The organism is Streptomyces sp. DT2A-34, from assembly GCF_030499515.1.
GTDB lineage: Bacteria > Actinomycetota > Actinomycetes > Streptomycetales > Streptomycetaceae > Streptomyces.
This window is the reverse complement of record NZ_JASTWJ010000001.1, coordinates 8252096-8265716: the sequence shown is the minus strand read 5'-3', so window position 1 is coordinate 8265716 and position 13621 is coordinate 8252096. Positions and strand designations below refer to the sequence as shown.

The following is a 13621-nucleotide window of genomic DNA, read 5'->3' as shown; positions in this document are numbered from 1 at the left end:
ATCACCTCGGGCGGCCTCACATCTTCGCCAGGATGTCCACCGTGAACACCAGCGTGGCCCCCTTGGCGATACCGCTGCCCTGCGGCGGGTTGTCGCCGTAGCCCAGGTCCGGCGGGATGACGATCAGCACCCGGCTGCCCACCTTCTTGCCGGTCAGCCCCTGCGACCAGCCCTTGACGACCTGCTGCAGCGAGAACGACACGAGCTGCTTGTTGGCATACGTCGAGTCGAACTCCTTGCCGGTGGCCCACTGCACGCCCTTGTACTGCACCAGCACCGTGTTGTCCGCACCGACCTCGTCGCCGTCGCCCTCGATCACGTAGTTGGCGACCAGCTTCTTCGGCGGGTCCGTCTTGGGGATCTCGATGGACGGCGCCTTGCCGTCGGTGTTGGCGCCGGCCTTGGGCAGGTCGATGTTGTCCTGGGCGACCTCGGTGCCCTTGGCGGAGCTCTTGGTGTTGAACGTGTCCTGGATGTCGAGGACGAACACCAGCGTGTCGGTGCCCTTGACCCCGGCCTGCTCGTTGCCCTCCTTGCCGTAGCCCCACGCCGGAGGGACGGCCATCTCGACACGGCTGCCGACCTTCTTACCGGCCAGCCCGTACCGCCAGCCTTCGTAGATCTGACCCTGGGCGAGCGGGACGAGCGCCGCCGTCTTGGCGTCGTAGGAGTTGGCGAAGACCTTCCCGGTGTTCCAGATCTGGCCGAGGTAGTGGGCCTGGATGTAGTCCTTCTCGGCCACCACCTTGCCGCCGCCCGCGATGACCGTCTTCACCGCGAGATCCTTCGACGGATCGCCGCTGCCCTTGGCGACCGTCGGCTTCTCACCGAACTTCGTGCCCGCGGTGATCGCCGGCAGCGGACCCTCCACGATCTTCGGCGACGGAGCGGCCGACGCCTCAGGAGTCGAGGGCGACGCGCTGGCGTTCCCCTCGGCCGAGTCGGCCCCGTCCTCGTCGCCACATCCGGCGAGCGTGACCAGTCCTGCGGGTACGGCGATGAGAAGTGAGCGTCGGCGCACGGTGGGGGCCTCGTAATCGTCGATCTTGTGGATGGCGTGCGCGCAACTCTACGGCGTGAGAAGGGCGCCGTACGGTAAACGTACGGCGCCCGTGTTGCGTTCCGAAATCCACCCGGAACCCGATGCTCACATACCGGCTCACATACCGGCGATCAGTTTCTCCACCCGGTCGTCCACCGAACGGAACGGGTCCTTGCACAACACCGTGCGCTGCGCCTGGTCATTGAGCTTGAGATGGACCCAGTCCACGGTGAAGTCGCGGCGCTGTTCCTGAGCCCTGCGGATGAAGTCGCCGCGCAGCCGGGCCCGAGTGGTCTGCGGCGGAACGGACTTGCCCTCGAAGATCTTCAAGTCGTTGCAGATACGCGCGGCTTGACCCTTCTTCTCCAGCAGGTAGTACAGGCCGCGACGGCGGTGGATGTCGTGGTAGGCGAGGTCTATCTGCGCCACCCGCGGATGCGACATGGTCATGTTGTGCTTGGCCCGGTACCGCTCGATGAGCTTGTACTTCATGACCCAGTCGATCTCGGTGCCGATCCGGTCGAGGTCCTCGGCCTCGATCGCGTCCAGCGTGCGGCCCCACAGCTCCAGGACCTGCTCGACGGTGCCGGTGCGGATGCCCCGGCGCTCACAGAAGTCCACGGCCTTCTCGTAGTACTCGCGCTGCACCTCCAGCGCGGAGGCCTCCCGGCCACTGGCCAGACGCACCTTGCGGCGGCCCGTGATGTCATGGCTGACCTCGCGGATCGCCCGGATCGGGTTCTCCAGGGTCAGGTCGCGCATCACCGTGCCCGCCTCGATCATGCGCAGCACCAGGTCGGTCGCGCCGACCTTGAGCAGCATGGTCGTCTCGGACATGTTCGAGTCGCCCACGATGACATGCAGGCGCCGGTAGCGCTCGGCGTCCGCGTGCGGCTCGTCGCGCGTGTTGATGATCGGCCGGGAACGGGTCGTCGCCGAGGAGACGCCCTCCCAGATGTGCTCCGCCCGCTGACTGACGCAGTACACCGCGCCACGCGGAGTCTGCAGCACCTTGCCCGCACCGCACAGCAACTGGCGCGTGACAAGAAACGGGATGAGGATGTCCGCGAGCCGGGAGAACTCGCCATGGCGTGCCACCAGATAGTTCTCGTGACAGCCGTAGGAGTTGCCCGCCGAGTCGGTGTTGTTCTTGAAGAGGTAGACGTCGCCCGCGATTCCTTCCTCGTGCAGGCGTCGTTCGGCGTCCACCAGGAGTCCTTCGAGAATGCGCTCGCCTGCTTTGTCGTGGGTGACCAGTTCGGTCACGTTGTCACATTCGGGTGTCGCGTATTCCGGATGTGAACCCACGTCGAGATACAGGCGGGCGCCGTTTCGCAGAAAGACATTGCTGCTGCGGCCCCATGACACGACACGGCGGAAGAGGTACCGCGCCACCTCGTCAGGCGACAGGCGGCGCTGTCCCCTGAACGTGCACGTGACGCCGTACTCGTTCTCCAGCCCGAAAATGCGGCGGTCCATGACTGAACATTACGCCCGATCCCCCGAGCTGAAACGGGGTTCGACGGCACGGTTTGGATCATTTTCCGATGAAGACGCAACCACCGCACCCCTCACGGGAGCTGCGAGGACCCGCCCCGTGGCCAGCAGGACCAGCAACGACACGGCCCCAGCGGCACTCGGCACGGCAAACCCCCACAGAGCCCCGCCCGCCTCGACGACCGGCCCCGCCACACCCGTTCCGACCGACGCGCCCACCGTGAACGTCGTCACCAGCCAGGAGAACGCCTCGGTGACCGTACCGCGCGGCGCATGCCGGTCGACCAGCACGAACGCACAGGCGATGCACGGCGCGAGGAACACCCCCGCGAGCACGGCCAGCAGCGTCATCACGACCGCACCCGGCATCAGCATCAGCGGCAGGTAACACACCGCCAGAAGCGCCACCAGCAGCCGCAGTCGCCGCGCCGGCTCACCACCCCACTGCCGCGCCCCGTACACCACGCCACCGATCAGCGCACCCAGCCCGACACCCGCCATCAGCCAGCCGTACACCGCGTCACCACCATGGTCGTCCGCGTACGAGACGGCCGCCACCGCGATCGAACCGAGCGCCATCCCGATGAACAGGAACGAGGCAAGCAACGCGAGCAGCCCCCGTGAACGCAACGCCCCCAGCCAGTGCGCCTCACGCGGTTCCGAACGCCACGCGCGCGAAGGCGGCGACACGACCACCGAGAGAGCACCCAGCACCCCGACCACGTTCAGCAGAAGCAGCGCCACCTGCGCCGACCACACCGACGCGCCCAGCGTCAGCAGCAACGGTCCGGCGGTGAACATGACTTCCTGCGCCACCGCGTCCATGGCATACGCCGTGTGCACCTGATCCTCCCTGTGGAGGACCGACGACCACAGCGCCCGCAGACCACCCTCCAGAGGCGGCGTGAACAGCCCGGCGGCCGCGACCGCGGCGTACGCGAGCGGCAGCGGTCCGATCCCCACGAAGGCGAACCCGGCCATCGCCAAGGCCGAGGCGACCGCCGCGGGCAGCTGCACCCGCGGCTGGCCGTACAGGTCCACCAGCCGGCCCAGCACCGGCTGCCCCACGGCGTTCGCCACCCCGTACACGGCCGCCAGACCGCCGGCCAGGCTGTACGAGCCGCCCTCCTCCCGCACGAACAACACGATCGCGATCGCGGCGACGGCGTTCGGCAGCCGCCCCGTGAGCGTGCCGGCCAGCAGCCGGGCGGCATGCCTCGCCCTGAGGATCTCCACGTATGCGCCGGTCATCAGCCGCGCCGCCCTCCGCTGGCTCAAGTTTTACGTATAACGTCCGTCGTCATACGTACCATGAGCGCTGTTCACGAGTCCAGACGACAACAGCGAGCCACCGGGCCGAACCGCCCACAGGCCAACGACCACGAGAAGGGAAGCAGGCGAACGGTGGCACACGGCAGCACCCGCCCCACCAGCCGAGACGTCGCCCAGGCCGCAGGCGTCTCCCAAGCCGCGGTCTCCCTCGTACTCGGCGACAAATGGCGCGGACGCGTCTCCGAGACCACAGCCGAACGCGTCCGCACGGCCGCCCGCGACCTCGGCTACCGACCCAACCTCGCCGCCCGCAACCTCCGCCTCGGCCACACCCGAACCGTCCTCCTCGTCGTCCCCGCCCTCACGACCGAGTTCTTCGCCGGCGTCTACACCGGCGCCGCCCGCATCGCCGCCCAGAACGGCTTCGGCGTCGTCCTCTACCCCTCCCCCGAAGGCATCGGCCCCGCCCGCGACCCCTTCGCCTCCGCCCAAGCCGCCCTCGACGGCGTCATCGCCTCCTCCATGGCCGCCGACGCCCTCACCGCCATCCGCGGCGACCAGCTCCCCCTCGTCATGCTGGACAGCGACCCCAAAGGCAGCCTCGGCGCCGCCACCGTCAACCTCGACATCACCGACGGCATCCGCCAAGTCACCGAACACCTGCTCACCCTCGGCCACCGCCGCATCCTGCACCTCGCCGCCGACGTGCCCTCCTGGACCTTCGACGTACGCGCGCGCGAACTCGCCGCACGCATCGGCGAGGTCCCCGGCACGTCCCTGCTCACGATCCGCGCGCCCATCTCCATCGAAGGCGCCCGCACCGCAGCCGAAACCGCACTCTCCGCCAAGGGCCCCCGCCCCACCGCGATCATCTGCGACGACGACAAACTCGCCGCCGGCGCCTACAAGGCCGCACGCCGCCTCGGCCTGCGCATCCCCGACGACATCTCCGTCACCGGCCTCGACGACCTCGCCCTCGCCACCGCCATCGACCCGGAACTCACCACCGTACGACTGGACGCCGAACTCTTCGGAGAACGCGGCATGCAAGCCCTCCTGGCGGTCCTGGAAGGCCGCGAGCCCGACGCCGGCGACATCCCGGTCCAGCTCGTCGTACGGGCCTCCACAGCGCCACCCAGCACGCCCTGAACGCCACTATCAACGCCCTGTGCCCCGGCCGAGCAGGCGGCCGGGGCACAGTACGGGCGAAGCGAAGTCGGCGAGCGAGGTCACCGGGTGAGATCGGCGCTACTCCTCGGAACCGCCGGACTCCTCGGAATCCTCCGCACCGTCCGCACTCTCGGCCTCGGTGGACGCTCCGCCCACCTCCAACAGCCGAGCCAGCTGACGACCGACGATGCGCTTGAACTTCCGCGACTGCGGACGCGTACGGTCCAGCACCGCGACCTCCAGCCGCTCCGCGGGAATCTCCCGCTGAGTGCCGTTCGACTCACGCGACAGCGCCTGGACCGCCAGCTTCAGAGCCTCGGCCAGACTCATACCGTCCTGATGACGCTGATCCAGATAATTACTGATCAACTCGGCATTACCGCCGACCGCGACCGAGCCGTGCTCGTCCACGATCGAGCCGTCATGCGGCAGCCGATAGATCTGGTCACCCTCCGGCGTCTCACCCACCTCGGCAACGACCAACTCCACCTCATACGGCTTCTCCGCCGCGGAAGAGAAGATCGTGCCCAACGTCTGGGCATAGACGTTGGCCAGACCACGAGCGGTCACGTCATCACGGTCATAGGTGTAACCACGAAGATCGGCATACCGCACACCGCCGATCCGCAGATTCTCGTACTCGTTGTACTTACCGGCCGCCGCGAAGCCGATCCGGTCATAGATCTCGCTGAACTTGTGCAGCGCGCGGGACGGGTTCTCGCCGACGAAGACAATGCCATCGGCATACTGCAGCACGACCAGGCTGCGGCCACGGGCGATGCCCTTGCGGGCGTACTCCGCCCGATCGGCCATGGCCTGCTGGGGTGAGACATAGAACGGCGTCGACACCGGTTATCCGTCCCTTTCTGTCGAAGTCACAGGATCACCTTGATAAGACCGACCCGCCGCCTACAGCAGCGCGGCCCGCGGGCCGTCGGGCTGCTCCAGACGCCGCTCCAGAATGGAACGGGCGATCTCGGACGACTCCTCATCGCCGAGCCGGCGGAAACCGTCCTCGGTGATCACGGTGACGATCGGGTAGATCCGGCGGGCGACATCGGGACCACCGGTCGCCGAGTCGTCGTCAGCCGCGTCATACAGGGCCTGCACCACGAGCGTCGTGGCCTCGGCCTCGTTCAGGTCGCCACGGTAGAGCTTCTTCATGGCGCCACGCGCGAAGATCGACCCCGAACCGGTCGCGGCGTAACCCTGCTCCTCGGAACGACCACCGGTCACGTCATAGGAGAAGATCCGCCCCTTCCCCCGGTCGACGTCGTACCCCGCGAAGAGCGGCACGACCGCCAGCCCCTGCATCGCCATCCCCAGGTTCGACCGGATCATGGTCGACAGCCGGTTCGCCTTACCCTCCAGCGACAGCTGCGCACCCTCGACCTTCTCGAAGTGCTCCAGCTCCAACTGGAAGAGCTTGACCATCTCGACGGCCAGACCGGCGGTACCGGCGATACCGACGGCCGAGTACTCGTCCGCCGGGAAGACCTTCTCGATGTCACGCTGGGCGATGACGTTGCCCATCGTGGCGCGACGGTCACCGGCGAGCACCACGCCCCCCGGGAACGTCGTGGCGACGATGGTCGTGCCATGCGGCGCCTCGATCACACCCTGGGTGGGCGGGAGTTGACGGTTGCCGGGCAGCATCTCCGGCTGGTGCTCCGAGAGAAAGTCCATGAACGAGGACGACCCAGGCGTCAGGAAGGCAGCTGGTAGACGCCCGGTGCTACGAGTGTTGGCTTCCACGCGTTTCCTTCCAGGTAGTCGGCAGCTCGGTTGATCACGTCGGGGTCATCCCTCAACAGGCCGAGGCCGGAATTGCAGTTGAAGCACAGTACGCCACGGACCCTACCCGTCTTGTGGCAGTGATCCACATGAACGGCCGGGGCCTTGAGACAGATCACGCAGAGCCCCCGTTGAACGGCGACCATCTGATCACGCTCGGCTGCGGTCATGCCGTATTCACGCCTCAGGTGATCCGCATGGTTTTCGACGGCGCGACAGGCCCTGCAACGCGACGCCAACCCGTCTGGGGCCGAGGCCTTCCGATGCCAGTCCGAGTGCGGCTTGCTCTCTCCGCACCCTTGACAGTGCTTGTAACCCTCCGGGACGGACCCACGAACAGGGACTGTCCTACCCATGGCCTGCTGCCGCTTCCGATCGGACTCGGCAGCGCAATCACGACAACGGTGCTGCAAACCGGCGAGGTTCGTGCGCTTGGACCCGAAGGCTGCGCGCGGCTTGGACTCGCCGCACCGCACGCAGCGCTTCATCTCCGACTCGCCGACCACCACTCCACCCCGTTCACCTTCAAATCGAAGGGAAAAGTGGCCTACTGTCCACCCTTTTGAACGAATGAGCGCACGAAGTCCTCGGCATTCTCCTCCAAGACGTCGTCAATCTCGTCAAGGACGGAGTCCACGTCATCCGACAACTTCTCTTGCCGCTCCTTGAGATCCTCAGAAGCCTGCGTCTCCGCCGCCTGCTCCTCGACCTCCTCAGTGGAACGTGTGGCCTTCTGCTGTCCGCCGCCGGTGTCCTTGGTTGCCATATCCCTCACCCCGCTCAGTTCGCCCGACATGGTCGACAGGTCGGCTTTCCTGCCGATCGGTGATGATCAGACCCTACAAGCCGGGTCTGACATCGGCCCCGCAGTTTCTCCAACGTACGGGGGCCATCTCGATGATTCCCGGACGCCGGGTTTTCCACCCTGCCCAGCGGACGTCCGATCGATACCGCCCGAGTACCCTCAGTTGCCTGACAGGACCCTGACCAGGTCTTCCGCGGTGCGGCAGCGGTCCAGGAGCTCCTTGACGTGATTTCGCGTTCCGCGAAGCGGTTCGAGGGTTGGAACGCGCTGGAGGGAGTCCCGGCCGGGCAGGTCGAAGATCACCGAGTCCCAGGAGGCCGCGGCGACGTCGTCGGCGTACTGCTCCAGGCAGCGTCCGCGGAAGTACGCGCGTGTGTCCTCCGGCGGCTTGGCCTTGGCCCTCTCGACGTCTGTCTCGTCCAGCAGGCGCTTCATGCGGCCGCGGGCCGCCAGGCGGTTGTAGAGGCCCTTCTCGGGGCGTACGTCGGCGTACTGGAGGTCGACGAGGTGGAGGCGGGCGGCGTCCCAGTCGAGGTCGTCGCGGCGGCGGTAGCCCTCCATGAGCTCTCGCTTGGCCACCCAGTCCAGTTCGCCGGCCAGGCTCATCGGATCCCGTTCCAGGCGGTTCAGGGTGTCTTCCCAACGGGACAGGACGTCCTTGGTCTGCTCGTCCGCGTCCGCACCGAAGCGCTCCTCGACGTATTTGCGCGAGAGCTCGTAGTACTCCATCTGGAGCTGGACCGCCGTCAGGGTACGGCCACTACGCAGCGTGATCAGGCGCTTGAGGGACGGGTCGTGCGAGACCTGGTGGAGTGTGCGTACGGGCTGGTCGACGGCCAGGTCGACCGCGATGAAGCTGTCCTCGATCATCGACAGGACCAGGGCTGTCGTGCCCAGTTTCAGGTACGTCGAGATCTCGGAGAGGTTGGCGTCGCCGATGATCACGTGCAGGCGGCGGTATTTCTCGGCGTCGGCGTGGGGCTCGTCTCGGGTGTTGATGATCGGGCGCTTGAGAGTGGTCTCCAGCCCGACCTCGACCTCGAAGTAGTCGGCCCGCTGGCTGAGCTGGAAGCCGTGTTCGTGGCCGTCCTGACCGATTCCGACGCGGCCTGCTCCGGTGACGACCTGGCGGGAGACGAAGAAGGGCGTGAGGTGGCGCACGATGTCGGAGAAGGGGGTTTCCCGCTTCATCAGGTAGTTCTCGTGCGTGCCGTAGGAGGCGCCCTTGTTGTCGGTGTTGTTCTTGTAGAGGTGGATGGGCTGGGCGCCGGGGAGCTGGGCGGCGCGTTCGGCGGCTTCGGCCATGATGCGTTCGCCGGCCTTGTCCCACAGGACGGCGTCGCGCGGGTTGGTGACCTCGGGTGCGCTGTATTCGGGGTGTGCGTGGTCGACGTAGAGCCGCGCGCCGTTGGTGAGGATGACGTTGGCGAGGCCGATGTCCTCGTCGGTGAGCTGGCTGGAGTCGGCGGCCTCGCGGGCGAGGTCGAAGCCTCGCGCGTCGCGCAGCGGGTTCTCCTCCTCGAAGTCCCAGCGGGCTCGTCGGGCCCGGTGCATCGCCGCCGCGTAGGCGTTGACGATCTGGGATGAGGTGAGCATGGCATTGGCGTTGGGGTGGCCGGGGACGGAGATCCCGTACTCCGTCTCGATGCCCATTACTCGCCGTACGGTCATGCGGCCCTCCTTGCCCGGCGGCGCCCTCGGTCGTGGGCGTCGCGCAGATACCGCTGGCGCTCGGTTGCGTGTGCGGTGCCCGTCCCCGCACTGCGCGACTCGGCGGTATGGAAGAGCCTAGAGCGCCTCTGCGCTGGTGGGGAGATCATTTGCGTCATTGCCTTGCACGCCTCGTGTTCCGGTCGTGGCCTGGAAAGCAGTGGGCTGCGGGTACCCGGTGAGGGCACCCGCAGCCGCCCTGCCTTTTACAGGTACTGACCGGTGTTTGCCACCGTGTCGATGGAGCGTCCGGTGTCTGCGCCCTGCTTTCCGGTGATGAGGGTGCGGATGTAGACGATCCGTTCGCCCTTCTTTCCGGAGATTCGGGCCCAGTCGTCCGGGTTGGTGGTGTTGGGCAGGTCCTCGTTCTCCTTGAACTCGTCCACGCATGCCTGGAGGAGGTGGGCGACGCGGAGGCCCTTTTGGTTGTGTTCGAGGAAGTCCTTGATCGCCATTTTCTTGGCGCGGCCCACGATGTTTTCGATCATGGCGCCGGAGTTGAAGTCCTTGAAGTAGAGGACTTCCTTGTCGCCGTTGGCGTAGGTGACTTCCAGGAAGCGGTTTTCCTCGGATTCTGCGTACATTTGCTCGACGGCGGTCTGGATCATGCTCTGGACCGTCGTCGACTTGTCACCGCTGTGCTCGCCGACGTCCTCGGGGTGGAGGGGGAGGCGCTCGGTGAGGTACTTGCCGAAGATGTCCTTGGCGGCTTCGGCGTCGGGCCGCTCGATCTTGATTTTCACGTCGAGGCGGCCGGGGCGCAGGATGGCGGGGTCGATCATGTCCTCGCGGTTGGAGGCGCCGATGACGACCACGTTCTGCAGGCCTTCCACGCCGTCGATCTCGGCGAGCAGCTGGGGGACGATGGTGTTTTCCACGTCCGAGCTGACGCCGGATCCGCGGGTGCGGAAGAGAGATTCCATCTCGTCGAAGAAGACGATGACGGGTGTGCCCTCGCTGGCCTTTTCGCGGGCTCGCTGGAAGACGAGGCGGATCTGTCGTTCGGTTTCGCCGACGTATTTGTTGAGGAGCTCGGGGCCCTTGATGTTGAGGAAGAAGCTCTTGCCCTGGGCTTGGCCGGTGACTTCGGCGACCTTTTTGGCCAGCGAGTTGGCGACGGCCTTGGCGATGAGTGTCTTGCCGCATCCGGGGGGCCCGTACAGGAGGACGCCCTTGGGTGGGCGCAGTTCGTGCTCCTTGAACAGGTCGGGGTAGAGGTACGGGAGCTCGACTGCGTCGCGGATCATTTCGATCTGGTTGCCCAGGCCGCCGATCTGCTCGTAGCCGATGTCGGGTACTTCTTCGAGGACGAGTTCCTCGACCTCGCTCTTCGGCACGACCTCGTAGACGTAGCCGGAGCGGGGTTCGAGCAGGAGGGCGTCGCCGGGGCGGATGGTGACGTCCAGCAGCGGCTCGGCGAGCCGTACCACCCGTTCCTCGTCGGTGTGCCCGACCACGAGGGCGCGTTCGCCGTCCTCGAGGATCTCCTTGAGGGTGACGATGTCGCCGACGCTCTCGTACTCCATGGCTTCGACCACGTTGAGTGCTTCGTTGAGCATCAGCTCCTGGCCGCGCCTGAGGTCGTCGAGTTCGACGCTCGGGCTGACGTTCACGCGGAGTTTGCGACCTCCGGTGAAGATGTCGGCGGTGCCGTCGTCGTTGGCTTGCAGGAAGACACCGAAGCCGGCCGGTGGCTGTGCGAGCCGGTCGACTTCTTCCTTGAGGGCCACGATCTGGTCGCGGGCCTCACGGAGCGTGTTGGCAAGTCGCTCGTTCTGTGCGGAGACGCCGGCCAGGTTGGTCTGCAGCTCGACGATCCGCTCTTCGAGAATCCTCGTGTGTCGCGGAGAGTCGGCGAGCTTGCGTCGCAGGACGGCGATCTCCTGCTCAAGGTAGGCAATCTGCCCGGCCGGGTCGTCGGACCCGCGTCCCGGGCGGATGCCGCGGTTCATGTCGTCGTCGTGGGCTGCCACGGTCCTCACCTCCTCCAAGGGGAGCTGGACGCTTCCAGACCCTACCTGGGTGGGTGTCGATTGAAACCCCTAGATCACAAAGACTGTCGAGGTGTGTCCGATCTTCACCCTTGCGCTCTCCCTCACGCCAGGGGAATACCCACCGAACATGATTGGAAAGCCGCCGGAGGTAGGGTCGAAGCGTTCAACACCCGTCAGAGCTGGCCGGATTCCCGTGCGGCTCGGCGTAGCAAACGGCAGGAGAGATGAGCGTGGAGCAGGCGGCCGGGGTCGACAGTGAGGCGCTGGAGGTCTGGATCGACCAGGATCTCTGTACTGGTGACGGCATCTGCGCCCAGTACGCGCCCGAGGTGTTCGAGCTGGACATCGACGGTCTGGCCTATGTGAAGAGCGGTGAGGACGAGCTGTTGCAGGCCAAGGGGGCCACAACGCCTGTGCCGTTGCCGCTTCTCACGGATGTGGTGGACTCGGCGAAGGAGTGTCCGGGTGACTGCATCCATGTGCGTCGCGTTTCGGACAAGGTCGAGGTGTACGGTCCGGACGCCGAGTGACCTTGCATATACGGGGTGTTACGACTGTCTGATTTCTCACACGTGCCGGTGGCATGGGTCAGACACTGTGGGCGCCGGCGGGTGTCGAGCGGACGAACGCGCCGTTCTTCCACTGCCACTTCGCGCTCTTCTTCACGTCGGGGCAGCAGCGCGGTACGTCGGTTGACGAGTAGCCGAGCAGGTCGGTGACGACGGCTCCGTCACTGACGGCGACGTCACTGACGGTGATGTTGTCCTTCGGGTTGATGAGGGTCGCGATGAGGCGGGGCGTGGCGGTTTCGGTGGCCCGGGTGAGGACGTAGAGGCCGTCGGGCGGGGTGCCCATGGGTGAGTCGCAGTGGACGACGGCCACGGTTTCGGGGCTGCCGTCACCGTCCAGGTCTCCTGTGGCCTTCTTGACCACGACGGCCTTCACCGGCCCGCATTCGAGCGGGAAGTCGACGCTCGTGGGGTCGGGGGGTGTGGTGGCCGCGGGGGCGTTCCTCGCTTCCGGTCCGGCTGTCTGGGCCGCCGTCGCCGAGTTGGGTTGCAGGACCGAGGAGAGCGCTACGACACCGGCGAGGGCTGTGGCGGTGGCGAGCCAGTGGATCGGCCGGGTGTGGGTGTGTGCCAGTTCCGGGACGGCGGATTGCTGCACTAGGAGCGTCTCCTGTGAGGGCTGTGCCGGTGGGGTGGCCAGAATGGTGCCACACGTCACAGTCGGGGGGAACGTCGGGGTGTGGAGTTCCGGTGCCGGATGGCCGGTGGTTGGGGGTGCGGAGGGGGCGTGCGGGTGTCGTGCGACGTTCGGATTGTCGGCTGTTGGTGGTGCGGCAACGCAAAGGCGCTGTGGTCGAGTTCCGGGGGTGTTCCGGGAACTCGGCCACAGCGCTTGTACGTTGGATGCGGCATGGGGCCGTCTCAGCGGCCGGCGCCTCCGTCGGCGTTGGGGCCTTCGTAGTCCTCGCCGTAGGCGCCCTTGGCGGGGCGGCGGCGGCGCATGGGGGGCTCGACGCCGTCGGCGAGGCGGCGGGCGGTGAGCAGGAAGCCGGTGTGGCCGATCATGCGGTGGTCGGGGCGGACGGCGAGGCCCTCGATGTGCCAGTTGCGGATCATCGTCTCCCAGGCGGTCGGCTCGTTGAAGCAGCCGATCTCGCGGATGGACTCGACGGTCCGGGCGAGCTGGGTGGTGGTGGCGACGTAGCAGCAGACGATGCCGCCGGGGACGAGCGCCTTGGAGACGGCTTCCAGGCACTCCCAGGGGGCGAGCATGTCGAGGATGACGCGGTCGACGTCGGTGTCGCTCAGGTTGTCCTGGAGGTCGCCGACGGTGAGCTGCCAGGCGGGGTGGGGGCCGCCGAAGTAGCGCTCCACGTTCTGCCGGGCGATGTCGGCGAAGTCTTCGCGGCGCTCGTAGGAGTGCAGCATGCCCTGGTCGCCGATGGCGCGCAGCAGGAAGCTGCTGAGCGAGCCGGAGCCGACGCCGGCCTCGACGACGCGGGCGCCGGGGAAGATGTCGGCGAAGGCGAGGATCTGTCCCGCGTCCTTCGGGTAGACGACGGCTGCCCCGCGGGGCATGGACAGGACGTAGTCGGGGAGCAGGGGGCGCAGCGCGAGGTAGGCGACGTTCCCGGTGGTGCGGACAACGCTGCCCTCGGGAGCGCCGATCAGTTCGTCGTGCGGGAAGGAACCCTTGTGGGTGTGGAAGTTCTTCCCGGCCTCGAGCGTGAACGTGTAGTGGCGGCCCTTGGGGTCGGTCAGCTGTACCTGGTCCCCGACCTTGAAGGGCCCGCGCCTGCGGGCGGCACCGGTCGGTTCGGACATGTGA

Annotated in this window: 13 protein-coding genes; 2 read left to right on the top strand and 11 right to left on the bottom strand. The window is 66.9% G+C overall.

What is annotated here, in order from left to right:
* Nucleotides 1–16: 16 nt before the first annotated feature.
* The 3 genes from QQM39_RS36915 to QQM39_RS36905 all read right to left on the bottom strand — a co-directional run bounded on the left by QQM39_RS36915 (nt 17) and on the right by QQM39_RS36905 (nt 3790).
* Entirely contained in the window at nt 17–1021 is a 1005-nt protein-coding gene (locus tag QQM39_RS36915) for an FKBP-type peptidyl-prolyl cis-trans isomerase (protein ID WP_302001937.1), read from the bottom strand.
* A 138-nt stretch (nt 1022–1159) separates the two neighbouring features.
* Nucleotides 1160–2521, bottom strand: coding sequence for a Pup--protein ligase (pafA, locus tag QQM39_RS36910; RefSeq protein WP_028801611.1), 1362 nt, complete (start codon nt 2519–2521; stop codon nt 1160–1162).
* A gap of 9 nt (nt 2522–2530) precedes the next feature.
* Nucleotides 2531–3790, bottom strand: coding sequence for an MFS transporter (locus tag QQM39_RS36905; protein WP_302001936.1), 1260 nt, complete (start codon nt 3788–3790; stop codon nt 2531–2533).
* A 153-nt stretch (nt 3791–3943) separates the two neighbouring features.
* Between QQM39_RS36905 and QQM39_RS36900 the strand changes: the two genes are divergently transcribed.
* Nucleotides 3944–4960, top strand: coding sequence for a LacI family DNA-binding transcriptional regulator (locus tag QQM39_RS36900; RefSeq protein WP_302001935.1), 1017 nt, complete (start codon nt 3944–3946; stop codon nt 4958–4960).
* Nucleotides 4961–5059: 99 nt separating this feature from the next.
* Here QQM39_RS36900 and prcA read toward each other — a convergent pair whose 3' ends face one another.
* The 6 genes from prcA to arc all read right to left on the bottom strand — a co-directional run bounded on the left by prcA (nt 5060) and on the right by arc (nt 11263).
* Entirely contained in the window at nt 5060–5830 is a 771-nt protein-coding gene (gene prcA, locus QQM39_RS36895) for a proteasome subunit alpha (protein ID WP_302001934.1), read from the bottom strand.
* Nucleotides 5831–5890: 60 nt separating this feature from the next.
* Nucleotides 5891–6736, bottom strand: coding sequence for a proteasome subunit beta (gene prcB / locus QQM39_RS36890; protein WP_302001933.1), 846 nt, complete (start codon nt 6734–6736; stop codon nt 5891–5893).
* A complete protein-coding gene (locus QQM39_RS46335) occupies nt 6688–6945 on the bottom strand; it encodes an endonuclease VII domain-containing protein (RefSeq protein ID WP_367669509.1) in 258 nt (85 codons plus the stop codon). Before QQM39_RS46335 ends, prcB begins: the two co-directional genes overlap by 49 nt.
* Before the next feature lie 377 nt (nt 6946–7322).
* Complete coding sequence (locus tag QQM39_RS36880; protein ID WP_019757212.1) at nt 7323–7541, bottom strand: ubiquitin-like protein Pup; 219 nt, start codon at nt 7539–7541, stop codon at nt 7323–7325.
* A 198-nt stretch (nt 7542–7739) separates the two neighbouring features.
* Nucleotides 7740–9251, bottom strand: a complete 1512-nt coding sequence (gene dop, locus QQM39_RS36875; RefSeq protein WP_367669506.1) for a depupylase/deamidase Dop — start codon at nt 9249–9251, stop codon at nt 7740–7742.
* A 245-nt stretch (nt 9252–9496) separates the two neighbouring features.
* Nucleotides 9497–11263, bottom strand: coding sequence for a proteasome ATPase (gene arc / locus QQM39_RS36870; protein ID WP_302001932.1), 1767 nt, complete (start codon nt 11261–11263; stop codon nt 9497–9499).
* 245 nt (nt 11264–11508) lie between these two features.
* On the opposite strand from arc, the gene QQM39_RS36865 reads away from it, so the two are divergent.
* A complete protein-coding gene (locus tag QQM39_RS36865; RefSeq protein WP_302001931.1) occupies nt 11509–11814 on the top strand; it encodes a ferredoxin in 306 nt (101 codons plus the stop codon).
* Nucleotides 11815–11872: 58 nt separating this feature from the next.
* On the opposite strand, the gene QQM39_RS36860 is transcribed toward QQM39_RS36865, so the two are convergent.
* Nucleotides 11873–12451, bottom strand: coding sequence for a hypothetical protein (locus QQM39_RS36860; protein WP_302001930.1), 579 nt, complete (start codon nt 12449–12451; stop codon nt 11873–11875).
* A 263-nt stretch (nt 12452–12714) separates the two neighbouring features.
* Nucleotides 12715–13617, bottom strand: coding sequence for a tRNA (adenine-N1)-methyltransferase (locus QQM39_RS36855; protein ID WP_302001929.1), 903 nt, complete (start codon nt 13615–13617; stop codon nt 12715–12717).
* Nucleotides 13618–13621: the final 4 nt, after the last annotated feature.

Coding starts and splice junctions, on each gene's coding strand:
- pafA (WP_028801611.1), bottom strand. CDS start 2,521: ATGGACCGCCGCATTTTCGGGCTGGAGAACGAGTACGGCGTCACGTGC.
- QQM39_RS36905 (WP_302001936.1), bottom strand. CDS start 3,790: ATGACCGGCGCATACGTGGAGATCCTCAGGGCGAGGCATGCCGCCCGG.
- QQM39_RS46335 (WP_367669509.1), bottom strand. CDS start 6,945: ATGACCGCAGCCGAGCGTGATCAGATGGTCGCCGTTCAACGGGGGCTC.
- QQM39_RS36880 (WP_019757212.1), bottom strand. CDS start 7,541: ATGGCAACCAAGGACACCGGCGGCGGACAGCAGAAGGCCACACGTTCC.
- dop (WP_367669506.1), bottom strand. CDS start 9,251: ATGACCGTACGGCGAGTAATGGGCATCGAGACGGAGTACGGGATCTCC.
- QQM39_RS36865 (WP_302001931.1), top strand. CDS start 11,509: ATGAGCGTGGAGCAGGCGGCCGGGGTCGACAGTGAGGCGCTGGAGGTC.
- QQM39_RS36855 (WP_302001929.1), bottom strand. CDS start 13,617: ATGTCCGAACCGACCGGTGCCGCCCGCAGGCGCGGGCCCTTCAAGGTC.